At 67.9% G+C, this 24,120-nt stretch carries 27 protein-coding genes; 20 read left to right on the top strand and 7 right to left on the bottom strand.

The features are described from left to right. Positions 1-3 precede the first annotated feature (3 nt). Positions 4-1,320, top strand: coding sequence for an MATE family efflux transporter (locus NWF34_RS01245; protein WP_375295609.1), 1,317 nt, complete (start codon positions 4-6; stop codon positions 1,318-1,320). 17 nt (positions 1,321-1,337) lie between these two features. Here the strand turns inward: NWF34_RS01245 and NWF34_RS01240 are convergent, their stop codons facing one another. Then, positions 1,338-2,117 carry a hypothetical protein gene (locus tag NWF34_RS01240; RefSeq protein ID WP_258324063.1) on the bottom strand — a complete coding sequence of 260 codons (780 nt, stop codon included), beginning with the start codon at positions 2,115-2,117 and terminating at the stop codon, positions 1,338-1,340. Positions 2,118-2,225: 108 nt separating this feature from the next. Between NWF34_RS01240 and NWF34_RS01235 the strand changes: the two genes are divergently transcribed. Genes NWF34_RS01235 through truB form a run of 3 tightly spaced genes read left to right on the top strand, consistent with a single transcriptional unit; the run spans position 2,226 to position 4,789 of the window. Continuing rightward, on the top strand, positions 2,226-3,215 hold the full coding sequence (locus tag NWF34_RS01235) for a metallophosphoesterase (RefSeq protein ID WP_024498447.1): 990 nt from the start codon (positions 2,226-2,228) through the stop codon (positions 3,213-3,215). Next, positions 3,212-3,868, top strand: coding sequence for a 4'-phosphopantetheinyl transferase (locus NWF34_RS01230; RefSeq protein WP_024498448.1), 657 nt, complete (start codon positions 3,212-3,214; stop codon positions 3,866-3,868). Before NWF34_RS01235 ends, NWF34_RS01230 begins: the two co-directional genes overlap by 4 nt. After that, positions 3,869-4,789: a tRNA pseudouridine(55) synthase TruB gene (truB, locus tag NWF34_RS01225; protein ID WP_024498449.1), complete on the top strand. Its 921-nt coding sequence runs from the start codon at positions 3,869-3,871 to the stop codon at positions 4,787-4,789. It begins immediately after the preceding gene. On the opposite strand, the gene NWF34_RS01220 is transcribed toward truB, so the two are convergent. Next, positions 4,786-5,475: a metal-dependent transcriptional regulator gene (locus NWF34_RS01220; protein ID WP_006436416.1), complete on the bottom strand. Its 690-nt coding sequence runs from the start codon at positions 5,473-5,475 to the stop codon at positions 4,786-4,788. The genes truB and NWF34_RS01220 overlap by 4 nt on opposite strands. A gap of 117 nt (positions 5,476-5,592) precedes the next feature. On the opposite strand from NWF34_RS01220, the gene NWF34_RS01215 reads away from it, so the two are divergent. The 6 genes from NWF34_RS01215 to NWF34_RS01190 all read left to right on the top strand — a co-directional run bounded on the left by NWF34_RS01215 (position 5,593) and on the right by NWF34_RS01190 (position 12,742). Further along, positions 5,593-6,564, top strand: coding sequence for a bifunctional riboflavin kinase/FAD synthetase (locus NWF34_RS01215; RefSeq protein ID WP_258324062.1), 972 nt, complete (start codon positions 5,593-5,595; stop codon positions 6,562-6,564). Next, a complete protein-coding gene (locus NWF34_RS01210; RefSeq protein ID WP_258324061.1) occupies positions 6,561-7,226 on the top strand; it encodes a hypothetical protein in 666 nt (221 codons plus the stop codon). Before NWF34_RS01215 ends, NWF34_RS01210 begins: the two co-directional genes overlap by 4 nt. A gap of 85 nt (positions 7,227-7,311) precedes the next feature. After that, positions 7,312-7,581: a 30S ribosomal protein S15 gene (rpsO, locus tag NWF34_RS01205; protein ID WP_006436419.1), complete on the top strand. Its 270-nt coding sequence runs from the start codon at positions 7,312-7,314 to the stop codon at positions 7,579-7,581. A gap of 466 nt (positions 7,582-8,047) precedes the next feature. Next, complete coding sequence (locus tag NWF34_RS01200; RefSeq protein WP_258324060.1) at positions 8,048-10,336, top strand: polyribonucleotide nucleotidyltransferase; 2,289 nt, start codon at positions 8,048-8,050, stop codon at positions 10,334-10,336. Between the two features lie 99 nt (positions 10,337-10,435). Continuing rightward, positions 10,436-11,959, top strand: coding sequence for a putative nucleotidyltransferase substrate binding domain-containing protein (locus NWF34_RS01195; protein WP_258324059.1), 1,524 nt, complete (start codon positions 10,436-10,438; stop codon positions 11,957-11,959). A 6-nt stretch (positions 11,960-11,965) separates the two neighbouring features. Then, entirely contained in the window at positions 11,966-12,742 is a 777-nt protein-coding gene (locus NWF34_RS01190) for an NRDE family protein (protein WP_258324058.1), read from the top strand. 37 nt (positions 12,743-12,779) lie between these two features. Here the strand turns inward: NWF34_RS01190 and ald are convergent, their stop codons facing one another. Continuing rightward, complete coding sequence (ald, locus tag NWF34_RS01185) at positions 12,780-13,895, bottom strand: alanine dehydrogenase (protein ID WP_024498455.1); 1,116 nt, start codon at positions 13,893-13,895, stop codon at positions 12,780-12,782. A 137-nt stretch (positions 13,896-14,032) separates the two neighbouring features. Here ald and NWF34_RS01180 point away from each other — a divergent pair, with 137 nt between their 5' ends. Genes NWF34_RS01180 through NWF34_RS01160 form a run of 5 tightly spaced genes read left to right on the top strand, consistent with a single transcriptional unit; the run spans position 14,033 to position 16,898 of the window. After that, positions 14,033-14,515 (top strand): Lrp/AsnC family transcriptional regulator, encoded by a 483-nt coding sequence (locus tag NWF34_RS01180; protein ID WP_024498456.1) that lies wholly within the window; start codon positions 14,033-14,035, stop codon positions 14,513-14,515. 57 nt (positions 14,516-14,572) lie between these two features. Beyond that, entirely contained in the window at positions 14,573-15,322 is a 750-nt protein-coding gene (gene dapB / locus NWF34_RS01175; protein WP_024498457.1) for a 4-hydroxy-tetrahydrodipicolinate reductase, read from the top strand. Positions 15,323-15,327: 5 nt separating this feature from the next. Next, entirely contained in the window at positions 15,328-15,867 is a 540-nt protein-coding gene (locus tag NWF34_RS01170) for a membrane protein (protein ID WP_024498458.1), read from the top strand. 12 nt (positions 15,868-15,879) lie between these two features. Continuing rightward, complete coding sequence (locus NWF34_RS01165) at positions 15,880-16,440, top strand: TIGR03086 family metal-binding protein (RefSeq protein WP_258324057.1); 561 nt, start codon at positions 15,880-15,882, stop codon at positions 16,438-16,440. Further along, positions 16,440-16,898, top strand: coding sequence for a flavodoxin family protein (locus NWF34_RS01160; RefSeq protein WP_258324056.1), 459 nt, complete (start codon positions 16,440-16,442; stop codon positions 16,896-16,898). The genes NWF34_RS01165 and NWF34_RS01160 overlap by 1 nt, the downstream gene beginning before the upstream one ends. 81 nt (positions 16,899-16,979) lie before the next feature. On the opposite strand, the gene NWF34_RS01155 is transcribed toward NWF34_RS01160, so the two are convergent. The 3 genes from NWF34_RS01155 to NWF34_RS01145 form a co-directional block, all read right to left on the bottom strand. After that, a complete protein-coding gene (locus NWF34_RS01155; RefSeq protein ID WP_258324055.1) occupies positions 16,980-17,429 on the bottom strand; it encodes a nitroreductase family deazaflavin-dependent oxidoreductase in 450 nt (149 codons plus the stop codon). A 91-nt stretch (positions 17,430-17,520) separates the two neighbouring features. Continuing rightward, on the bottom strand, positions 17,521-17,871 hold the full coding sequence (locus NWF34_RS01150; RefSeq protein WP_258324054.1) for an HNH endonuclease: 351 nt from the start codon (positions 17,869-17,871) through the stop codon (positions 17,521-17,523). A gap of 39 nt (positions 17,872-17,910) precedes the next feature. Next, the gene (locus NWF34_RS01145; RefSeq protein WP_258324053.1) at positions 17,911-18,591 is read right to left on the bottom strand and encodes a TetR/AcrR family transcriptional regulator; all 681 of its coding nucleotides are present in this window, start codon (positions 18,589-18,591) and stop codon (positions 17,911-17,913) included. 67 nt (positions 18,592-18,658) lie between these two features. On the opposite strand from NWF34_RS01145, the gene NWF34_RS01140 reads away from it, so the two are divergent. From NWF34_RS01140 to NWF34_RS01120, 5 genes are read left to right on the top strand one after another with little or no spacing between them, the layout of a single operon-like run. Next, positions 18,659-18,973 carry a hypothetical protein gene (locus NWF34_RS01140; RefSeq protein ID WP_258324052.1) on the top strand — a complete coding sequence of 105 codons (315 nt, stop codon included), beginning with the start codon at positions 18,659-18,661 and terminating at the stop codon, positions 18,971-18,973. A 10-nt stretch (positions 18,974-18,983) separates the two neighbouring features. Beyond that, on the top strand, positions 18,984-19,817 hold the full coding sequence (locus tag NWF34_RS01135; RefSeq protein WP_258324051.1) for a thymidylate synthase: 834 nt from the start codon (positions 18,984-18,986) through the stop codon (positions 19,815-19,817). Further along, positions 19,814-20,344, top strand: a complete 531-nt coding sequence (locus NWF34_RS01130) for a dihydrofolate reductase (protein WP_258324050.1) — start codon at positions 19,814-19,816, stop codon at positions 20,342-20,344. Before NWF34_RS01135 ends, NWF34_RS01130 begins: the two co-directional genes overlap by 4 nt. A gap of 13 nt (positions 20,345-20,357) precedes the next feature. Next, positions 20,358-21,584 carry a winged helix-turn-helix domain-containing protein gene (locus NWF34_RS01125; RefSeq protein WP_024498467.1) on the top strand — a complete coding sequence of 409 codons (1,227 nt, stop codon included), beginning with the start codon at positions 20,358-20,360 and terminating at the stop codon, positions 21,582-21,584. Positions 21,585-21,638: 54 nt separating this feature from the next. After that, complete coding sequence (locus tag NWF34_RS01120) at positions 21,639-22,409, top strand: HAD-IIB family hydrolase (protein WP_024498468.1); 771 nt, start codon at positions 21,639-21,641, stop codon at positions 22,407-22,409. Position 22,410: 1 nt separating this feature from the next. On the opposite strand, the gene NWF34_RS01115 is transcribed toward NWF34_RS01120, so the two are convergent. After that, positions 22,411-24,078, bottom strand: coding sequence for an alkaline phosphatase (locus NWF34_RS01115; RefSeq protein ID WP_024498469.1), 1,668 nt, complete (start codon positions 24,076-24,078; stop codon positions 22,411-22,413). Between the last annotated feature and the right edge of the window lie 42 nt (positions 24,079-24,120).

The following is a 24,120-nucleotide window of genomic DNA, read 5'->3' as shown; positions in this document are numbered from 1 at the left end:
CGGATCGCGACGCTGACCGTCTCGGCGCTCGCGGTCCTGATCGCACCACCGCTCTACCTGCTTCTCGACCTCGCGGTCGTCGGTCGTCTCGGCGGCGAGCAGCTCGCCGCGCTCGGCGTCGGAACGCTGGTCCTCTCGATCGTCAGCACCCAGCTCACCTTCCTGTCGTACGGCACCACGGCCCGTGCGGCGCGCAGGTTCGGCGCGGGTGATCGGGCCGGTGCGGTGCACGAGGGCGTCCAGGCCAGCTGGATCGCGGTCGCCGTCGGTGTGGTGATCGTCGCGGTCGCCTATCCGCTCGCGCCCGCGGTCATGAGGTTGCTCGTCGGCGCATCGTCGCCGGATTCGGCCGCGGTGGCCGCCGACGCCGCACACTGGTTGCGGATCGCGATGTTCGGGGTGCCGCTGATCCTGCTGTCGATGGCCGGCAACGGCTGGATGCGCGGCGTGCAGGACACGCGCCGGCCGGTCTTCTACGTGGTCATCGGGCTGTCGCTCGCGGCGGTTCTGGTCGTCGGCCTCGTGCACGGCATCGGACCGTTTCCGCGTCTCGGCCTTCCGGGTAGCGCCGTCGCGAACGTGATCGGGCAAGGGGTCACGGGCATGCTGTTCGCGGTGCGGGTGATCCGCGAGGCGTCAGGGGAGTCGCAGGGGTTCCGACCGGACCGTCCGATCATCGTCGCCCAGCTCGCGATGGCACGCGATCTGATCGTGCGCAGTCTCTCGTTCCAGATCTGTTTCGTCTCGGCCGCCGCGGTGGCCGCCCGGTTCGGCGTCGCACAGGTCGCGGCCCATCAGCTCGTACTGCAGCTCTGGGAGTTCATGGCGCTGTTCCTCGACTCGGTCGCGATCGCCGCCCAGGCACTCGTCGGTGCCGCGCTCGGCGGTGGTCGCCTGACGATCGCCGACGCCGTGGCCCGCCGCGTGACCGGGGTGTCGGTGGTCGCCGCGACCGCGATGGCCGCCGTCTTCGCCGCCGGTGCGACGCTCATCCCGCGCATCTTCACCACCGACGACGCCGTGCTCGACGCCATCGGGGTGCCCTGGTGGTTCTTCGTCGGCATGCTGCCGATCGCCGGCGTGGTCTTCGCCCTCGACGGCGTGCTCCTCGGCAGTGGCGACGCCGCCTTCCTGCGCACCGCGACACTGACCGGTGCGCTCGTCGGGTTCCTGCCGCTGATCTGGCTGTCGCTGATCTTCGACTGGGGCCTGGCCGGCGTGTGGTCCGGCCTGGTGGTCTTCATGGTCATCCGGCTCGCGACCGTCGTGTGGCGTATTCGTTCCGGCCGGTGGCGGCAGGCAGGGGTCGTACCCGCTTGACCTGACCTCGTCCCTGCTCAGCGCTGCCCGTCGCCGGGACGCCTGATCTGCGTGGTGCGGAACGACGGGTCGTCGGGACGCCGCGGGGGCTGAGCGAGCGGCGGCGGTGACACGGGATACCGTTCCGTCTCCCGCTGGTCGATCTGATGGGCCTGCGTCCGGTACAGCTGGGTGGCGCGATGGTCCTCGACGCTCGCCGCGGCCGCGGGTGCGCCTGCCGCCCGGGGTTTCCGCGTGGCGAGGCCGATGCCGTCGCATGCCCACAGGATCAGGATCGCCGCGAGCACGAACGCGATCTCGAACGTCACCACGCCCACGTGGTAGCCGAGGGGCAGGGTGCCCCCGCTCGTGAGGTCCGCGCCGAAGTCGGGCTGATGGAAGTAGATCGCCCACGTCCCCAGGGAAAGCACCCCGGCCGCCGGGATCACGCCCAGCCAGGTGGCTGCCGACCGTCGCCGGGCGATGGACCAGACGATGACGACGCCGCTGTCGAACAGGGCGATGTTCGCCATCGCCGCCGCTTCGAGTACTCGCGCATTCCAGTCGGCGATCACGGACGAGTCGAGATAGAAGGGGAGGATCGCGACCCGTTCCAGAGCCAGGAGGAGCAGTCCCACGGGTAGCACGAGCGCAAGGCGCAGACCGCTGCGCGCCCACGCCGCCGTGATCAGCAGGAACACGAACGGCACGACTGCCGACGCGCCGAATCGAGCCCAGGAGTCGGTGCCCGCCGAATCCAGGGCGTAGAGCGACATCACGAGGGCGACGGTGAACGCGACGAGGATCGCGGTACTCACCAGCGCCTGCACCCACCAAGGTCCTCGATTGCCTACCACCGTTCGATCGTCCCACGTGAGACCGCCCCCGGCACGGAGTGATCACGACCTCTGGCACGATGGATCCTCGTGGCAACTTTGTGGGCGATCAGCGATCTGCACGTCGCCCATCGGGGCAACGAGCACATCATCGACGACATCCGGCCGACGTCGCCGGAGGACTGGCTCATCGTGGCCGGTGACGTCGCCGAACGCACCGACGACATCGTCGACACGCTCCGCCGCCTGCGGACCCGTTTCCACACCGTCATCTGGGTCCCGGGCAATCACGAGCTGTACACCACGGCCAAGGACCCGCTGCAGGTGTTCGGTGTCGCCCGGTACGACTATCTGGTGCAGGCGTGCCGCGACATCGGTGTGGTGACCCCCGAGGACATCTATCCGCTGTTCGATCCCGGCGACGGCGGCGAGCCGGTCCGGGTGGTCCCGATGTTCCTGCTGTACGACTACACGTTCCGGCCGGAGGGCACCGCCAACAAGCTCACCGCGCTGGCGCTGGCGCGCGAACGCAACGTGGTGGCGACCGACGAGTTCCTGCTCTCACCCGAGCCGTTCCCGACCCGCGACGCCTGGGGCCGGGCACGCATCGAGATCACCCGCCGCCGCTTGCAGGCGCTCGATCCGTCGGAGAAGACGGTCCTCATCAACCACTGGCCGTTGCGCCGCGAACCGTGCGATGCGCTCATCTACCCGGAGTTCGCGCTGTGGTGCGGCAGCGAGCTGACCGCCGAATGGCACACCGAGTTCAACGCCGCGTGCTGCGTGTACGGGCACCTGCACATCCCGCGGACGACCTGGTATGACGGCATCCGGTTCGAGGAGGTGTCGGTCGGCTATCCGCGTGAGTGGAAGCGGCGCGGCCTGCCGAATCCGTTGATGCGCAACATCGTGCCCGGTGATGGTCTCGGCGAGACCGATCTGCCTGAGCACGGGGTGCGCTTCGACCTGCCGCCCGACTATGCCGAGCGAGCCGCGGAATTCCGCGCGCGTGTGGAGCAGCGGCAGGCAGAGCGCCGGACCCGGCAGGTGGAACGGCAAGCAGGAAAGGACGACCGGTGATCGAACAACTCCTTCCATCCGGGGTCGCCTCGGCGGAGGCGTTCGACGATCCGCCCGGACTGACCCTGATGCCCGCCGAGCAGGCGCTCATCGGCAAGGCCGTCGAGAAGCGTCGCCGCGAGTTCACCACCGCCCGTCACTGTGCGCGGCAGGCGCTGGCGGAGTTGGGTTACGAGCCGGTGCCGATCCTCAAGGGGGACAAAGGCGCTCCGATCTGGCCGGCCGGCATCGTGGGCAGTCTCACGCACTGCGACGGCTACCGCGCGGCGATCGTCGCCCACTCGATGGGCGTGCGATCCCTCGGCATGGACGCCGAACCGCACGACGCGTTGCCCGACGGCGTGCTCGAGCACACCAGCCTGCCCGCCGAACGTGAGGTCCTGGCGACCCGTCCGTCCGGCCTGCACTGGGACCGGTTGCTGTTCTGCGCCAAGGAGGCCACCTACAAGGCGTGGTTCCCGATCACCAAGCGGTGGCTGGGTTTCGAGGACGCCCTGATCACCTTCGAACAGACCGCGGAGACGTCCGGGACGTTCATCTCCCGCATCCTCATCGACCCGGCCGCGGCCGACGGCGGTGCGCCGGTGCTTGAGTTCCACGGCCGTTGGCTCGTCGAGCGGGGCATCATCACCACGACGATCGCGATGGTCTGAATGGCCGACGCAACCATCGAGAAGGCCGGTCTGCTCATCGTGGACAAGCAGGCCGGGATCACCAGCCACGATGTCGTCTCGCGATGCCGCAAGATCTTCGACACCCGCCGGGTCGGTCACGCCGGCACCCTCGACCCGATGGCCACCGGCGTCCTCGTCGTCGGGATCGAGAGGGCGACAAAGCTTCTCGGTCTGCTGTCGCTGACCACCAAGTCCTACACCGCGACCATCCGGCTCGGTGCCTCGACCACCACGGACGACCGCGAGGGCGAGATCCTCACCACCGCGGACGCCTCCGGTGTCACCGACGACGAGATCGCCTCGGCCGTCGCCGATCTCACCGGCGACATCCAGCAGGTTCCGGCGAAGGTCTCGGCGATCAAGGTCGACGGCCGGCGCGCGCATGCACTCGTCCGCACCGGCGCCGAGTTCGACCTGCAGGCCCGGCCGGTCACCGTGTCACGATTCGACGTTCTGGCCACGCGGCGTGCGGGGGACACCGACAACGACACCGCGGGCGTCGTGGATCTCGATGTCGCGGTGGACTGTTCGTCGGGCACCTACATCCGGTCGCTCGCGCGCGATCTCGGTGCCGCGCTCGGCGTCGGTGGGCATCTGACCGCGTTGCGGCGCACCGCCGTGGGGCCCTTCACCCTCGAACACGCCCGCACGCTCGACGAGGTCCGCGAGGACGGCCGCGTCAGCCTCGACATCGACGAGGCGGTGAAGCTGTCCTTCCCCCGCCGCGACATCAGCGACGACGAGGCCGAATCCATCAGCCAGGGACGATGGCTCGAGCCGATCGGCATGAAGGGCGTCTACGTGGTCGTCGACCCGCACGAGCAGGCCATCGCGCTCATCCAGGAGAAGGGCCGCCGGGCGGGTTCGGTGATGGTGGTGCGTCCGGCCACCCTGCGCTAGCGCGGGACGACGAAGATCGCGCGCGCGGCGATGTCGCCGAGGTCGATCGGCGTCGCGTCGTCGAGGGATACCGAGATGGTGCCGGCGAAGGGCCGCTTCTCGGCGACGGTGACGACACGGTCGAGGGCCACGCCGACCTCGTCGAAGTAGCGGAGCATCTCCGGGTCGGTGTCGGAGATGCGGGCGATGCATCCCGACGCCCCGACCTCGAGGTCGGCGAGCAGTGCCGCGGCGGGTGTGGGGATCGAACCGTCGAGTGCGGGGATCGGGTCGCCGTGCGGATCCCGGTCGGGGAAGCCGAGTTTCGCGTCGAGCCGGGCCATCAGCCGATCCGAGACGGCGTGTTCGAGGATCTCGGCCTCGTCGTGCACCTCGTCCCAGCGGTATCCGAGTTCGCGGACGAGGAAGGTCTCGAGGAGACGGTGGCGCCGCACCATCAGGATCGCCGCCTCGCGGCCCTCGTCGGTCAGCGTCACCGCGCCGTAGGGCTCATGGGAGACCAGGCCCTGATCGGCGAGTTTGCGGATGGCCTCCGAGGCCGTCGACGGGGACACTCCGAGGGACTGGGCCAGCAGCTTGGTCGTGACCTTGACGTCTTCCCACTCCTGGCTGGTCCAGATGACCTTCAGATAGTCCTGGGTGACCTGTGACAGTTCGGTCACCGGACGGTCTGATCCCCTGGGCATGGGTATGAGCTTAGCGTCACCTTGTCTGCTCGCCGACATCTCGTCGTCGACACCCCGTCCGCTCGTAGGCGTGTGGCGGTGGTGGTTTGGAACTGGTGCTGCCCGTAGGCTGGTCGCGTGTTGCGATGGCGAGGTCTTGATGACATCCCCGCGGACTGGGGACGGTGCGTGGTCACCATCGGTGTCTTCGACGGTGTGCACCGTGGGCATGCCGAACTGATCCATGCCGCCACGAAGGCGGCCAAAGAGCACGGGGTGCCGTCCGTGCTGATGACCTTCGACCCGCATCCGTCGGAGGTCGTGCGGCCGGGATCCCATCCGCCGCAACTGACCACGCTGACGCGACGGGCGGAGCTGGCCGAGGAACTGGGGATCGACGTCTTCTGCGTCATGCCGTTCACCCCGGAACTCGCCGCGCGCTCGCCCAAGGACTTCGCCCACGACATCCTCGTGGAGACACTGCATGCCGCCGACGTCGTGGTGGGGGACAACTTCACCTTCGGGCGCAAGGCCGCCGGCGACGTCGCGAAACTGACCGAGCTGGGCGCCAAGTTCGGCTTCGAGGTGCAGGCCATCTCACTGTTCGGCGAACACGCGGTGACCTACTCGTCGACCTACATCCGTTCCTGCGTCGCGGCCGGTGACATGGACCGCGCCGCCGAGGCGCTCGGCCGCCCGCACCGGGTGGAGGGCGTCGTGGTGCGTGGGGACGGCCGGGGACGCGATCTCGGGTACCCGACCGCGAACGTCGCGCCGCCGATGTACGCCGCGATCCCCGCCGACGGCGTGTACGCCGCGTGGTTCACGATCCTGGGCGTGGGACCGGCCGTCGGCGAGGTGCTGCCGGGAGAGCGGTACCATGCGGCGGTGTCGGTGGGCACCAACCCGACCTTCTCCGGGCGCACCCGCACCGTCGAGGCCTTCGTCCTGGACAAGAACGCCGACCTCTACGGCCAGCACGTGGCCGTGGACTTCGTGCACCGCATCCGCGGCATGGTCCAGTTCGACGGGATCGACGACCTCGTCACCGCCATGGGCGACGACGTGGCGAAGACCAGGGAGATCCTGGCTGCTGCCGAGACGCCGTGAGTACACCGCGCACAGGTGGCGCGCAGACCTCGGCGGTCGCCGCGGCCCTCGCGTCGGTCGTGCTGGGCCTGGTGGTCGTGGCCGCCACCTTCATGGAGTGGGTCGACCTCGGTTCGGTGGGGCTCGCACCGCTCAACCCGAACGGTTTCGGGGTTCACAACGGGCACTACGCGCAGACACTCGGAACCCAGCTGACGCTGGGGTGGTTCACCACCGCACTCGGCCTTCTCATCATCATCGGTGGTCTCCTGGCCCTGTTCGCCGTCGTGCGTCGGGTGGGGGTGCCTCATCCGGGTTTCGCCCTGGTCGCCGGGGCCGGTGTGGGCGTCGTCGTCATGGCCGGTGCGGTACCCGTGCGGCCTCTCGGTCTGACGCTGCCGCTGGGGCAGATCGGGGCGACGTCGGCGGCCGCCGACGTCGGTGAACCGACCGCCGGGTTGTTCCTGATGCTCGCCGCCGCTCTGACCTCGGTCGTCCTCGGCCTGGTCGGTGTGTCGCTCACCGGTCGCGAGTCCGCCGGAGTGGCCCGTCGCCTCCTCGCGATCGCGATCGTCGTCGGCGCCCTCATCGGCGTCATCGCGGTCGCACTGGTGTGGTGGTGGCTCGGCCGCGATGCGGCCCTGAGCATCCACGGATTTGGGTCCGCACCGGGCGACAGGTAGCCTGATCAGTCGGTGTTGCTGCAGTCCGCGGTGGCACACCAGTGGTTCACTTCCAGACGCGGCACTGAGAAACAGGAGTATCTCCATGGCATTGACTGCCGAGCAGAAGAAGGAAATCCTCACCGAATACGGTCTGCACGAGACCGACACCGGTTCGCCCGAGGCCCAGGTCGCGCTGCTGACCAAGCGCATCGTCGACCTGACCGAGCACCTCAAGCAGCACAAGCACGACCACCACAGCCGCCGCGGTCTGCTGCTGCTCGTCGGCCGTCGTCGTCGCCTGCTGAAGTACGTCGCCAAGGTCGACATCAACCGCTACCGTTCGCTCATCGAGCGTCTCGGCCTGCGTCGCTGATCGCGTACCTGCGCGGAACAGACTTGCCGACCGGCCACCTCCCATCGGGGAGGTGGCCGGTTTCGTCTGTGTGCGGGCTCGTCATATTGAGGTATTGACAGCACGCGGTGATAGGCTGACAGACGGATCGTTGCCGTGAACTGATGGCAGTGCGTGACGACGAGCCAGATCGGTCCTCGGTAGTGGCCGCCGGAGCAAAGGTTCCGGCCGCTTCGATCGAAGGCCGTCTGAGCACTCAACCGGGCGCGAACACGTCGCGCCATTCACCCGCTGCCGTGTTTTCTCGGCGCGTTCTGGGTCGGTCCGATCCGCGCGTGCGACGAGTTCGACAGCACGACTGCACCGGCATCGGTGCACGCTGCGCACCTCGCGATGACCACCCTCAACCGCACAAGCGGCCATGTCTGAGTGGCCGCGCATCATGACGGCCGCTTACGGCAGCCGCTACGAAGGGATTCCACCCCACATGACAGATGTGACCACCACCGAAGACTTCACCGACGAGTACGACGACGCGATCACCGAGGCCACCGCGATCATCGACAACGGGAGCTTCGGCACCCGCACGATCCGGTTCGAGACCGGACGTCTCGCCCTGCAGGCCGCCGGTTCGGTGACCGCCTACCTCGATGACGAGAACATGCTGCTCTCGACCACCACGGCGTCGAAGCACCCGAAGGAGCACTTCGACTTCTTCCCGCTGACCGTGGACGTCGAGGAGCGGATGTACGCCGCCGGCCGCATCCCCGGGTCGTTCTTCCGTCGCGAGGGTCGTCCGTCGACCGACGCGATCCTGACCTGCCGCCTGATCGACCGCCCGCTGCGCCCGTCCTTCGTCGACGGTCTCCGCAACGAGATCCAGGTCGTCGTGACCGTGCTGTCGCTCAACCCGGACGACCTCTACGACGTCGTGGCCATCAATGCCGCCTCGGCGTCGACCCAGCTAGCGGGTCTGCCGTTCTCCGGCCCGGTGGGTGGCGTGCGCGTCGCGCTCATCCCGACCGAGGAGAACAAGGCCGGTCAGTGGGTCGCGTTCCCGACCGTCGAGCAGCTCGAAGGCGCCGTGTTCGACATGGTCGTCGCGGGCCGCATCGTGAGCGGTGAAGGCGACACCGCCGACGTCGCGATCATGATGGTCGAGGCCGAGGCGACCGACAACGTCATCGACCTGATCGCCGGTGGCGCGCAGGCACCGACCGAGGCCATCGTCGCCGAGGGCCTCGAGGCCGCCAAGCCGTTCATCGCCCGCCTGTGCGAGGCGCAGAAGTCGCTGGCCGCGGCCGCTGCCAAGGACACCGGCGAGTTCCCGCTGTACCCGCCGTACCAGGATGACGTCTACGAAGCCGTCGCCGCCGCCGGTACCGAGCGCCTCGCGGAGATCCTGACGATCGCCGGCAAGCAGGAGCGCGACGACAAGACCGACGAGCTCAAGGCCGATATCCTCGCCCAGCTCGGTGAGCAGTTCGAGGGTCGTGAGAAGGAGATCGGCGGCGCCTACCGTTCGCTGACCAAGAAGCTGGTGCGCCAGCGCATCCTGACCGACCACTTCCGCATCGACGGTCGCGGCATCACCGACATCCGTGCACTCTCCGCCGAGGTCGGCGTGATCCCGCGCGCCCACGGCAGTGCGCTGTTCGAGCGTGGCGAGACCCAGATCATGGGCGTCACCACCCTCGACATGGTGAAGATGGCGCAGCAGATCGACTCGCTCGGACCCGAGACGTCCAAGCGGTACATGCACCACTACAACTTCCCGCCGTACTCGACCGGTGAGACCGGCCGCGTCGGTTCGCCCAAGCGTCGCGAGATCGGCCACGGAGCGCTCGCCGAGCGTGCCCTGATGCCGGTGCTCCCGAGCGTCGAGGACTTCCCGTACGCGATCCGTCAGGTCTCGGAGGCGTTGGGCTCCAACGGTTCCACCTCGATGGGTTCGGTCTGCGCCTCGACCATGTCGCTGCTCAACGCCGGTGTGCCGCTGCGCGCCCCGGTCGCCGGCATCGCCATGGGCCTCGTCTCCGACACCGTCGACGGCGAAACCCGTTATGTCGCACTGACCGACATCCTCGGCGCCGAAGACGCCTTCGGCGACATGGACTTCAAGGTCGCGGGCACCAAGGACTTCGTGACCGCCCTGCAGCTCGACACCAAGCTCGACGGCATCCCCTCGCCGGTGCTCGCGGGTGCGCTCAGCCAGGCCAAGGATGCGCGGCTGACCATCCTCGACGTCATGGCCGAAGCCATCGACGAGCCCGACGAGATGAGCCCGTTCGCACCGCGGATCACCACCATCAAGATCCCGATGGACAAGATCGGCGAACTGATCGGCCCCAAGGGCAAGACGATCAACGGCATCACCGAGGAGACCGGCGCCAACATCTCCATCGAGGACGACGGCACCGTGTTCGTCGGCGCCTCGGATGGCGTCAAGGCGCAGGCGGCGATCGACCGCATCAACGCGATCGCCAACCCGCAGCTGCCCAAGGTCGGCGAGCGTTTCCTCGGCACCGTCGTCAAGACCACCGCGTTCGGTGCGTTCGTGTCGTTGCTGCCGGGTCGCGACGGCCTCGTTCACATCTCGAAGCTCGGTAAGGGCAAGCGCGTCAACAAGGTCGAGGACGTCGTGAACGTGGGCTCCAAGCTCCGCGTGGAGATCGCCGACATCGACGAGCGCGGCAAGATCAGTCTCGTCCCGGTCGACGACGACGCAGACAAGGCCGAGGCCGCGGCTGCCGAAGCGGCCACCGCCGACGCCTGATCCCTTCTGATCGAACCCACACCGGGCCCGTCGTCCATCACGGACGGCGGGCCCGGTGTCGTCTTCGACTCTCGGCCGCGCCCGCCTATCATCCGAGGGATGAACGGTCCGTCCGACCAGTTGACCGTCGCGCACCGCCGCGACGCGCAGCGCACACCTTCCGCGCGAACCGTGGCGGATCTGCTGCGGACCGCACCGGTGATCGGGCGGGCCGACATGACCGTGCGGCAGGCCGCGGTGCTGATGACCGAACGCGGTCAGGATTACGTGGTGATCCCGTTGTCCGACGCTGGACAAGGACCGGGCGGACACGGACCGGGGAGCCACGGGCTGCTCACCGACGCCGACATCCGGGCGCGGGTCGTCGGCGCCGGACGAAGCATCGACACCCCGGTGGGTGAGGTCATCGACGGTCCGGCGTTCGTCGTCGACTCCCGGACGGCGCCGGTCGACGCCCTCACCGAACTCGTCGACCGCGACCTCACGGTCATCCCGGTCTGCGATGCCGCCGGGGCGGTGCTCGGTGTAGTCGGCGCCGGGGACTTCGTCGCCGACCCTGCGGGCGCGAGTATGCCGCTGCGCGAACAGATCTCGCGGTCGCAGACGGTCGGGGAACTACAGGAGCACGCCCGCCGGCTACCGCAGCTGGTCGCCGATCTCGTGCGACGGGACCGGCCGGCACACGAGGTCACCCGGGTCGCATCGCTCATCGTCGACGCCGTCGTGGTGCGGGGCCTGGCATTGGTCGTCGATCCGCATCCCGGCGTCGATCCCGCTGCCTACACGTGGTTGTCGCTCGGCAGCAACGCGCGCCGGGAACCGGTGCTGAGTTCCGATGTCGACTCGGCGGTGGTGTTCGACGACGCTCTCGGCAGTTCTGACCTCGACGCCCATCGCACGGCGTTCGAGAAGCTGGACGACCTGCTCCGCGGTGCCGGGCTGACCGTCGACACCAACGGGGCGGTCGCATCGAAGCCCCTGTTCTCGCGGACCCGCGCCCAGTGGCAGACGGCGGCGCGCGGCTGGATCGACGAACCGCTGGCGAACAAGGGGATGATCTTCACCTCGCTGATCCTCGATGGCCGGCCCCTGTTTGCGTCGCGTCGGGAACTGTCCGGTTCACGTCGGGAATCGACCACGCCGACACCGGGAGTCGAGATCATCGGCGCATTGCGTGCCGATCCGCGCACCATGCGTCTACTGCTGGCGGAGTCGTTGTCGACCAAGGCGCGGCTGCGGTCGATGCGCGATGTCCTGACGCGGCGCGGCGGGACCCTCGACCTCAAGACCCATGCGCTGACTCCGCTGATCAACATCGCCCGGTGGGCGGCACTGAGCGTCGAATCCACCGAGGTGAACACGCGGGCACGGCTGCAGGCCGCCGCGGGCAGTGCATTGCTGCCGACCGGCGATGCAGCGACGCTGATGGAGGTGTTCGACGTCCTGCAACGGGTGCGGTTGCGGTACCAGGTGGCGCAGTTCGATCAGGGTGAGACGCCGACCGACGTCCTGGAGATGAAGCGGCTGTCTCCGCTCGACCGGAGCCTGGTGGCCCAGGCGGTGCGGGAGATCGCCGGCGTCCAGCGCAGAATGGCCGGTATGAGCCACTACCAGGTGAACTGAGATGCCATGTGCCTGATCCTCTTCGCGTGGAATGCGCATCCCGAGCATCGTCTGATCGTCGCGGCCAACCGCGACGAGTATCACCGGCGACGCACGTATGCGCTATCCCGATGGGATGACCTGCCGATCATGGCCGGACGCGATGCGCTGGCCGGCGGCACCTGGTTGGGTGTCTCCGCGGAGGTGCCCGGGCGTGTGGCGATGGTGACGAACGTGCGGGTCGGTCCGCCGGAACGCACGGGCGTCCGTTCACGTGGGCAGCTGCCGGTGGACTTCCTCGGCGGTGGCGATGACCCGAAGGTGTTCGCCGACCGGGTCGTCGAACAGGCCGCCGACTACGACCCGGTGAACCTGCTCGTCGGTGACACCGGGACCAACGGGGACGCCGACGACCTCTGGTGGGTGACGAACCGACCGCACCCGCAGGCCGAACGGGTCGCCGACGGTGTGCACGGCGTGTCCAACGGTGCGCTCGACAACGACTGGCCGAAGGTCGTCGACGGTACTGCTGCGCTGCGCGACCTGATCGCCGGCGGTGCCTCCGACGAGGACTACTTCGCGATGCTGGCCGACCAGGACCGGCCCGATCCGGTGCGTCTGCCCGACACCGGTGTCGGACCCGAGTTCGAGGCGGCCCTGTCGTCGAAGTTCATCAACATCCCGGGTTACGGCACGAGGGCGTCGACCGTGCTGCGCATCGGCTACGACGGCCACGGCGAGATCACCGAACGCCGCTACGGGTGGCGCGGGAAGCGGCGAGGGACCACCACGCTCAGGTTTTGAACTGCGCTCAGGTTTTGAACTGCGCACCGGTTCTGAACTAGTTGTGTGCGAACGGCAGAACCGCGACCGGTAGGCCGAGGGCCTCGCCGACCTCGGCGGTGAACAGCTCGCCGCCATGGGTGCTCAACCCGGACGCGAGAGCTGGATCAACCGCGCAGGCCGTCTCCCAGCCCTGATCGGCCAGACGCACGACGTAGGGGAGGGTCGCGCCGGTCAGCGCCTGTGTCGACGTGCGCGCGACCGTGCCCGGCATGTTGGCCACGCAGTAGAAAATGGTGTCGTGCACGGCGAAGGTCGGTTCGGCGTGCGTCGTCGGGTGCGAGTCCTCGAAGCAGCCGCCCTGGTCGATGGCGATGTCGACGAGGACTGTGCCGGGCTTCATCTCTGCGACCAGGCTGTTGGGCACCAGGACCGGTGCCTTCGCGCCGGGGACGAGGACGGCGCCGATGACGAGGTCGGCGTTCTTCACCGCCTCGTCGAGCGCGAGTCGGGTGCTGTAGCGCGTGTGGACGCGGCCGCCGAAGCGCGCGTCGATCGCGCGGAGTTTGGCGATGTCGAGGTCGAAGACGCTGACCTGCGCGCCCATGCCCACCGCGATGGTCGCGGCGTTCACGCCGCTGACCCCACCGCCGATGATGACGACCTCGGCGGGCTCGGTGCCGGGGACACCGCCCATGAGGGTGCCGCGACCGCCCTCGGACTTCATCAGGTGATAGGCACCGACCTGTGGTGCGAGACGTCCGGCGACCTCACTCATCGGGGCGAGAAGGGGAAGTGCGCCGTCGGCGGTGCGGACCATCTCGTAGGCGATGGACGTGGTGCCGGAGGCGAGCAGGGCCGCGGTGCACTCCTCGCCCGCTGCCAGGTGGAGGTAGGTGAAGATCGTCTGGCCCGCCCGCAGCAGGCCGAACTCCGAGGCGATCGGTTCCTTGACCTTGAGCAGCAGGTCGGCCTGCTCCCACACCTCGGCGGCCGTACCGAGGATCTGCGCGCCGGCGGCCTTGTAATCGTTGTCGGTGATCGCCGAACCCTCTCCGGCGCCCGCCTGGATGATCACGTCGTGCCCGCGATGGTGCAGTTCGGTGACGCCGGCCGGGGTGATGGCGACGCGGTATTCGTGGTTCTTGATCTCGGTGGGGACGCCGACGCGCATGAGGCTCACTCTCGTCTCGAAGTTTGTACTGATAACCTGCCTTCAGGGTGAAGGAACTTCGGAAGTGTCACAATGTGCGCGAGGAAGATTCTCAAGAACCCCGGAATTGTGAAGATGGTTCAGATCAGGAGGCTGAGATGCCCGCCACTCCGAAGGATGTTCAGCCCGGAGACCTCGACGCAACCGACCGCGAACTGCTGAAGCTCCTGCAGTCCGACGCCCGCATGCCCAACAGTGAGCTGGCCCAACGCGTCGGGATCGCTGCGTCGACGTGTCACGGCCGCATGCGCAGGCTCGTCGACCTCGGGGTCATCCGTGGATTCTTCGCCGACGTCGACCCGGCCGCCGTCGGCCGCCCGCTGCGCGCGATGGTCGCGGTCAGTCTCCAATCCGATGCGCGTGGTCAGATCCGACGATTCGTCGGCGAGATCGCCGCCTACGACGAGGTGATCGACGTGTTCTTCCTCGCCGGTGCCGACGACTACATGCTCCACGTGGCCACCGCCGACACCGAGGCGCTGCGCCAGTTCGTCGAGCGGCTCAACAGTCGACGCGAGGTCGCGGGCACCACCACGTCGCTGGTCTTCGAGCATCGTCGCGGCGATGCGCCGATCTACTGAGCAGGTGGTCGCCACTAGACTGGGCCCGTTGGCACGTCGAGATCGAAGAGGGTGGACATGAGCGGTATCAAGGTGGGCGTCCTGGGTAGCCAGGGCAAGGTCGGGCAGGCGATCGTCACGGCGGTCGAGAAGGCCGACGACCTCACCTACACCGTGGGCGTCGACAAGGGCGACTCGCTGGAGTTCTTCTCCGACACCGACACCGAGGTGGTCGTCGACTTCACCCACCCCGACGTCGTCATGGACAACCTGAAGTTCTTCATCGCCAACGGGATTCACGCCGTCGTCGGCACCACCGGCTTCACCGAGGAACGTCTCGGGACCGTCCGCGGCTGGCTCGCCGAGAACCCGAAGGTCGGCGTGCTGATCGCCCCGAACTTCGCCATCGGCGCGGTGCTGTCGATGCGGTTCGCCGCGCAGGCCGCCAAGTACTACGACTCGGTGGAGGTCGTCGAACTCCACCATCCGCACAAGGCCGACGCGCCGTCGGGCACCGCCTACCGCACCGCCGCACTGATCGGCCGCGCACGCGCCGAGGCCGGCGTCGGACCGAGTCCCGACGCCACCACCGAAGAACTCGACGGCGCGCGTGGGGCGGTGGTCGACGGAGTGCACGTCCACTCGGTGCGCCTTGCCGGCCTCGTCGCCCACCAGGAAGTGCTGCTGGGCACAGAGGGCGAGACCCTCACCATCCGCCACGACTCCCTCGACCGGTCGTCGTTCGCGCCCGGCGTGCTCCTCGGGGTGCGCAGCATCGCCGACCGTCCGGGTCTGACCATCGGGCTCGAAGAACTGATGGACCTCTGATTCCCATGGTCGATGACGGCACGCACGACGAGGGCACCCACACCGGCGACACCGAGGGTGGCGCGCCGCAGCTGGGTCCGAAGAAGAAGGACGCCCGGCCGATCGTCTGGATGATCGGCTTCCTGGTCGTGGCGCTGGTCGTCTACTTCGTACTTCTCGGCTGGCGTGGGTTCCAGTTGATCGCGACGGGAACCGTCGCGGGAATCGGGCTGGGACTCGGTGTCATCGCACTGCCGCTCATCGGCGCGTGGCTGATCTACGCGACGCTGCGCGCGGGTCTGGAACACCAGAAGCTCGCGGCGATCATGGCCGAGGAAGGCCGCGAGCTCGACATCTCGAACCTCCCGCACCGCGCTTCGGGCCGCATGGAACGCGACGCCGCCGACGAATTGTTCGCGCAGGTCAAGGCCGAGTGGGAAGCCGACCCGAACGACTGGCGCAACACGTACCGCATCGCCCGCGCCTACGACTACGCCGGCGACCGCCCCCGCGCCCGCGCGATGATGAAACGCGCGGTCGCACAGTTCCACGGACGCGAACAGTAAGGGGCCGGCCAGATGAGCGATCCGACGAGCTTTCTCGACGAGGCCGCCCGTCTCTGGGCCGACCACCTGGCGAACGCCGGACCCGAAAGACTCGGGGAGGCAAGCGGTTGCGCGGGATGGACCAACCGCGACCTGATCAATCACCTCATCGGCGGCGGCTACCGCTACGCCATGTTGCTCGAAGGTGCCAGCGCCGCCGACACCTTGGCGACACGCGACGTCGACTATGTGGGTGCCGGCGACCCGGTCGCTGAATTCTGGCGCAGCGACAACGCCTTTCGGGCCGCGGTCGACTCCGCTGACCTCGACGTCGAGGTCGATCATCGCGCCGGACGACGACCGGGCCGCCAACTGCTGGTGATGCGAATCATGGAGCTGGCGTTGCATTCCCACGATCTGTGCGTGGGCCTCGATGCGGAGTGGGCTCCGTCGGACGGGCTGGTCGAGTTCGTGCTCACCGATGCGGCGCCGGTCATCGAGGAGCTGCGCGGGGCCGGATTGTTCGAGGCGCCGATCGAGCCGGCGTCCGATAGCGCGGCCGATCGGTTGCTGGCGTTCGCGGGGAGGTCCTGATGGCGGCCAAGCGGCTGTTGATCGTCCACCACACGCCGTCGCCGGCATGTCAGGAAATGTTCGAGGCGGTGCTCTCCGGTGCCACGGATCCGGAGATCGAGGGCGTCGAGGTGGTGCGTCGAGCCGCTCTGGCAGTCACCGCGAGCGACTTCCTCGAGGCCGACGGTTACATCCTCGGCACGCCCGCCAATCTCGGATACATCAGTGGCGCACTGAAACACGCTTTCGACGTCAGCTACTACCAGATCCTCGACTCGACGCAGGGTCGGCCGTTCGCTGCGTACTTCCACGGGAACCAGGGAACCGAGGGTGCGGAGAAGGCTGTCGACGCCATCACCACGGGCCTTGGCTGGGTGAAGTCGGCTGAGTACGTGGTGGTCTCGGAGAAGCCGACGAAAGACGACCGCGAGGCGTGCTGGGAGTTGGGCGCGACGGTCGCGGCGCAGCTGATGGGCTGAACGTCCGGCAAACCCACCACTTTTCGGCAGAATCACCACCTCGCGGGGTGCTGGGTTTGCCGAAAAAGGGTGGGTCTGTAGCTACTTGGCGGTCAGCTTGATGATCGGCAGTTCCCGATCGGTCTTCTCCTGGTAGCCGGCGAACCGCTCGTTCTTGTTGATCGTGTTCCAGGCCTGGGCGCGTTCGTCGCCGTGGAGCTGCTGGGCGCGGACCTCGACGGTCCTGCCGTCCACCTCGATCCGGGCCTTGTCGGGGTTCGCCTTCAGGTTGTGGTACCAACCGGGGTTGTTCACCGCGCCGTTCGCCGACGCCACGATCAGCCAACTGCCGTCGGGGCCCGGGAACCAGGCGAGCGGGGTCACCCGTTCCTGACCGCTCTTGCGGCCGACGGTCGTCAGCACGAGTGCGTTCATCCCGCCGAACTGTCCCTTGCGGCGGATCATAGGCGCGACGACCTTGTTCACGATCCGCATGAACGGTCCCTTCGGCACACGGCCGCCACGTGTACCTGCCGAGGTCTCGAAGCTCATCGTCGTCTCTCCTTCGCCGGGATGGTCCCAGTGTGCTGCAACCGAGCGTTCCGCGGAACACTTCCGGAGCAGCCCGGACGTGGACTCCGGGCTATTCCACGTCGGCGAGGAGTCTGCTCACCTCGTACTGCCGCACCAGGAACGCCTTCTCGTCGAGCTTCTTGCGGCGCATCCAGGAGGTGACTTCCGAGTTGCACTTGCTGGCGTTGCACGAACCGCAGCACGGCACGACGTTGGTCACGGTGTAGCGGCCGCCGCGGGAGATCGCGAGCATGCAGTCGCGCTGGAGAGCCACCCCGGCCGCGCCGCAGTACGCACACCCGCCCCAGGCCTCCCGGAGTGCGAGCCACTGGGTGTCGGTGAGGTCGTTGTCGCGGGCGGCGACACGCTTGCGGCGTCGCTTCGCATAGCGATTGGCGCGGGTCGTGCTGCGAGTGGCCACTCAGGAAGAGTACCGCTCGATTCACACGAGTCACAGCAGTCACACAGCGTGCGTGGGATCGAGGAGTAGTCGGCACCATGCGTCGTGCAGCCAGTTGGAGAACCGGTCCGATGTCCATCCGCGGCTCGTCACGAGCATCGAGTAGTACTCGGAGGAGTTCATGGTCCAGACGATGTCGGCGATCTCCTCGACGGTCAGATCGGTGCGCGTGGCGCCGGTCGAGACGAGATCTGCGGCGAGTCGACGCATGTTCTCGGCGCGTCGCGCAGTGATCTCGTCCCACAGGCTCCTCAGGTCGCCGTCGAGGGCCGCGGCGTCCCGGAGGACGAGGAACAACGGTGCGAGACGCCCCTGGATCGCGGTGACCGCGTCGGCGTAGATCGCCAGCTTCCGGCGTGCGTCGTCCTCGGCGCGCATGCGTGCGACGTAGTCGCGCTGAGCGCCGGGAATCGGCTGATCGGTCCCCGACAGTGCGAGTTCGATCAGTTCCCGGAACATCGCCGGCTTCCGGCCGACGACCGTGTAGACGGTGTCGGGCACGACTCCGGCACCGCGGGCGATCTCGGCGACGGTTGTCGCGGCATAACCCTGGGACAGGAACAATCCGCGGGCCGTGTCGAGGATGTTCGTACGGGTCTGCGCCGCGGCCGCGCGGCGCCGGCTTGCGTCATAGCGGCGCGTGGTCTGACCTGCAGATTGCTCATTGACTGTGTCGGGCATCAGCCCTAGTCTAAGGGCATCACAATTGATCCGATACAAAGTCGGATGAAATTAGAGGAGCATCATCATGGCCGTCTTCGCCTGGACCCAGGACGTCCCCATCGACGCCGAGATGTACGGCGAGATCGCCCAGCGGATCGGGGACACCCCGATGCCCGGGCTCATCGTTCACTTGGCGATCGAGAACGCCGACAAGACCGTGAGCTACCTCGACGTCTGGGACTCGGAGGAGAGCTGCTTCGACGCGATGGAGAAGGTGGTACATCCCGCCGTGCGCCCGGTGCTCGCGGCGCACGGCGTCAACCCGCCGGGTGAGCCGCCCCGCACCCCGGCGACAGTCCTCGAGGTGCGCTTCGCGGACGGTGCGGCGGTCGGCCCGTAGACTGTCCGGCGTGAGCACGGCCATCCGCGATACCTCATCGACCGGGACGATCCCCACTCCGTACGAGGACCTCCTGCGCCTCGTGCTCGAGACGGGTACCCCGAAGGCGGACCGCACCGGCACCGGCACCAAGAGCCTCTTCGGTCATCAGCTGCGCTACGACCTGGCCGAGGGCTTCCCGCTGATCACCACCAAGAAGGTCCACCTCAAGTCGATCATCTACGAACTGCTCTGGTTCCTGCGCGGCGACTCCAACGTCCGCTGGCTCCAGGAGCGCGGCGTCACCATCTGGGACGAATGGGCCGATGAGAACGGTGACCTCGGACCGATCTACGGCGTCCAGTGGCGCAGCTGGCCGACGCCGTCGGGGGAGCAGATCGACCAGATCTCCGTGGCCCTCGAGACGCTCAAGACCAATCCCGATTCGCGACGCAACATCGTGTCCGCGTGGAACGTGGGCGAGATCCCGCAGATGGCGCTGCCGCCGTGCCACGCGTTCTTCCAGTTCTACGTCGCCGACGGCAAGCTCTCCTGCCAGCTCTATCAGCGTTCCGCCGACCTGTTCCTCGGGGTGCCGTTCAACATCGCGTCGTACGCGCTGCTGACCCACATGATGGCTCAGCAGGCGGGCCTCGAGGTCGGCGAGTTCGTGTGGACCGGCGGCGACTGCCATATCTACGACAATCACGTCGACCAGGTGAACCTCCAGCTCTCGCGCGAGCCCTACCCGTATCCGAAACTCGAACTGCGCAAGCGTGATTCGATCTTCGACTACGAGTACGACGACATCGAGATCGTCGGCTACCAGTCTCATCCGGGGATCAAGGCGCCGGTGGCGGTGTGAGTTCCGACCTCTCGTGGGTCGCACTCCCGACGCGCGTCCGGTTGGTCTGGGCGCAGGCGCACGGCGGTGCGATCGGTCGCGACAACACCATCCCGTGGCGCGTCCCCGAGGACATGGCCCGGTTCAAGGAGAAGACCCTCGGCTATCCGGTCATCATGGGCCGCAAGACGTGGGATTCGCTGCCGCCGAAGTTCCGGCCGTTGCCGGGCCGCGTCAACATCGTGGTGACGCGCAACCCGGACTGGTCGGCCGAGGGGGCGGTGGTGGCCCGGACCATCGCCGAGGCACTGGTCCTCGCCGACGGCGAACCTGTCGGCATCATCGGCGGCGGCGAGATCTACGGCGCCGCAATGCGGTTCGCGACGGAGCTCTGCGTCACCGAGATCGACGTCGACGTTCTGGGTGCCGATGCATTCGCGCCGGAGATCGGACCGGAGTGGACGGTCGCCGACAAGAGGGAGTGGCAGACGTCCTCGACCGGCCTTCGCTACCGCTTCATCGACTACACACGCGCCGGCAGAGACTGAGGGCACGGGGCTGATGGCGACGGAACGGTTGTCCGCGGCCCAGGCGCGTCGAACCGCGCTGGCCGCACAGGGATTCACCGATCGCTCACCGTCGGGCGCGCCGACCATGGCGCATCTGAAGCGGGTCGTCGGCCGGACCGGTCTGCTCCAGATGGACTCCGTCAACATCGTCGCGCGGGCGCACTTCATGCCGCTCTACAGCCGGCTGGGTCCTTACGACCCCGACCTTCTGCATCGCGCTGCCTGGCAGCCGGTGCGGGGCCGACGCCGTCTGGTCGAGTACTGGGCGCACGAGGCCGCGCTGATCCCGGTCGAGGACTGGCCGCTGTTCCGTTGGCGGATGGACGAATTCGCCGATGGCCGCTATCGGCACACCCGGGAGATCATGCGTCGCAACCGGAGTCTCGCCGACGACGTACGGGGTGTGATCGACGAGATCGGTGCCGCGACGCCGCGCACCATCGAGGCGGAACTCGGCATCGAGCGTGAACCCGGAACGGCCGGGAGTTGGTGGCAGCGTGGCGAGGTCAAACACCTGTGCGAGGCGATGTTCGCCGCCGGCGACCTGTCGGCCGTGCGGAACGGCAACTTCGTTCGCCACTACGATCTCACCGACCGTGTCGTCGGCGCCGACGTCGCCGCGGTGCGACCTGATCGTGCGCAGGCGCAACGCGAGCTCATCGCCCGCGCCGCACGCTCGCTCGGGGTCGCGACCGTCACCGACCTCGCCGACTACTACCGCATCAAGCCGGCGGATGCCCGGCCGGCCGTCGCCGACCTCGTCGAAGCGGGTGTGCTGCACGAGGTCTCGGTCGACGGGTGGCGTGACCCCGCCTACCTCGCCGACGGCGCGCCCATGCCGCGACGCATCGACACCTCGGCGATCCTGTCGCCGTTCGACCCCCTCGTGTTCTTCCGCCCACGTGCGCAGCGACTCTTCGACTTCCACTACCGCATCGAGATCTACGTCCCCGAACACAAACGCGTGCACGGCTACTACGTGCTGCCCTACCTGTTGGGCACCGACCTCGCCGCACGCGTCGACCTCAAGGCCGACCGGAGATCCCGAACCCTGTTGGTACTCGCCGCCTTCGGCGAGCCCGGCCACGATCGCCGCGTCGTCGCCGAGCGATTGGCTGCCGACCTGCGGAGATTCGCGGGCTGGCTCGACCTGGATGACGTGACGGTCGGCGCGAAGGGCGACCTCGCGCGCGATCTGCGAGCGGTGATGGGATGCTGAGCACCGAGAGATCGAAGAAACATGACGGGGACGACCTGAAGGAGAGATGCGACGATGACCGTGTCGTATGAAGGCAACGACTATCGCTTGGTGATGTTCGACCTCGACGACACCCTAGCACCGTCGAAGAGCCCGCTCGACGACCAGATGGTGGACCTGCTGCACCGGATGCTCGAGGTCAGCCTCGGCTGCATCATCTCCGGCGGCAACTTCACCCAGTTCGAGAAGCAGGTTCTCGCGCGCCTCGGCACCTTCGACTCGGTGGGCAACCTCCATCTGATGCCCACCTGCGGCACCCAATACGTCCGCTGGGACGGCGGCGAGTGGGAGACCGTCTACGCGGAGTACCTCAGCGACGACGAGAAGAAGCGCACACTCGACGTCCTCGAGACCGGTGCCAAGGAACTGGGACTGTGGGAGAGCGAGACCTGGGGCGACATCCTCGAGGACCGCGGCAGCCAGATCACCTTCAGTGCACTCGGGCAGAAGGCCCCGGTCGATGCCAAGGCCGCTTGGGATCCCGACGGCGCGAAGAAGGAGTCGCTGCGGGCATATGCCGCCGAGCGGCTGCCCGACCTCGAGGTGCGCAGCGGTGGTTCGACGTCGGTCGACGTCACCAAGAAGGGCATCGACAAGGCGTACGGCGCGCTCAAGCTGATGGACATCCTCGGCCTGACCACCTCCGACATCCTGTTCTTCGGCGACCGTCTCGACGAGGGCGGCAACGACTACCCCGTCAAGGCACTCGGTATCACCTCGATCGCCGTCCACGGCTGGCCCGACACCCACGCCAAACTGTCGGCGATCCTGGATCAGAGCACGTAGGTCACACGGCGGGGCGCCCGACGGGTTGGACACGCTGCGTCCCGCTGCGCACCCGAAAGGACTTCGCGTAGAACTGGCCCGACCGCGGATCGGTCTTGTCGTTCAGGAAATACCAGTCCATCTGGGTGGCGGACGGGGTGACGGTCAGCACCGAGTATCCGTGCGAGTCCAGCTCGCAGTAGCGGACGTGGTGATTGGCCGCACTGAACGCGGCCGCAATCGTCGGACCGGCGGTGTTCGCCGGCACGTTGAACATCTCGTCGATGTTGGTCGACGTCACCGACGTCCCGACCAGTTCCGTCGCGACGGTCCCGGCACCCGGATAGTTCGCGACGTCCACCGGGATGTCGCATGCCCACGACGAGTGGATGTCCCCGGTGATGAACACGACGTTGTCGACGCCGTTGTTCCTGATCGAGTCGAGGAGGCGCCGACGGTCGGCGGCGTAGCCGTCCCATTGATCCGCGTTGTAGGGGATGCCCTCCTCCGGTATCCCGAGCAGTTCGGTGACCGCCCCGGTGGTCTTCGGGTCGAGCGGCGGGATCAGTACCGGCGAGATCATGACCGGATTGCCGACGATCTTCCACCGGGTCTCCGACGAGGTGAGGCCGTTGGTCAGCCAGGACATCTGAGCCCGACCCAGCATCGTGCGGGACGGCTCGTCGATCCGTGCCGACACCGCGCTCACCTGGAGGTCGCGGTAGGAGCGCAGATCCAGCATCGACAGCTCGAGAAGTTTCCCGAACCGCAGGCGGCGGAACAGATGTCGGCCTTGCGGGTCGACGCCGGGGCGGATCGGCATCCACTCGGAGTAGGCGCGCAGGGCGGCGGCGCGTCGAACCTGCCACGACCCTTCGCCGGGCTGGTGATTCTCGGCACCCCCGCGCCAGCTGTCGTTCGACGACTCGTGGTCGTCCCAGATGCAGATGAACGGCGTCGACCGGTGCAGCGCGGCGAGGTCGGGATCGGTCTTGTACTGACCGTGACGGGTCCGGTAGTCACGCAGCGTTCGGATCTCGTGACGCGGGTCGTGGATCCGGACCGCGCCGGTCTTACCCGTGTACCGGCCGGTTTGGTACTCGTAGTAGTAATCGCCCAGGTGCACCACGGCGTCGAGGTCCCTCTGGTTGTTCAGGTGCCGGTAGGCGGCGAAATACCCGGCCTCCCAGTTGGCGCAGGACACGACGCCGAAGCGGATTCGTCCGACGTCGGCGCCGGTGGCGGGTGCGGTGCGGGTCGTACCGATCGGTGACGTAGCCCCGGCGACCGGTCCGGATGTCACGGTGAACCGGTAGTGGTACGTCGTCCGCGGACTCAGCCCGGTGGCGTCGACCTTGACGGTGAAGTCCCGCTCGGCCGAGGTCTGCACGACACCCGACCCGACGACCGCACCGAAGCCCGCGTCGCGCGCGATCTCCCAGCGCACCGAACATGCCGGTCCCACACCGGAACCCGGCGTCGAGGCGGCGGACTGGGTGATCCGGGTCCACAGGATGACCGCGTCGGGCAGCGGGTCGCCGGAAGCCACGCCGTGGGCGAAGGCCCGCGGGGAAGCAGCCTGAGCCGGGCCGGGATCAGCGACGACGGCGGGCAGGGTGAGTGCGGCCCCGGTGGCGACTGCACCGGTCCGCAGGAAAGTCCGTCGGGTGGACTCATGTCGGGTGGACACACAGGGACCTTACCCACCGTGGCCCGCGACGTCAGGCCGAAT

It is taken from the genome of Gordonia sp. GONU, assembly GCF_024733855.1.
Lineage (GTDB): Bacteria > Actinomycetota > Actinomycetes > Mycobacteriales > Mycobacteriaceae > Gordonia > Gordonia amicalis.
Note: the sequence above shows the minus strand (reverse complement) of the source record. Positions and strands in the feature narration are given on the sequence as shown.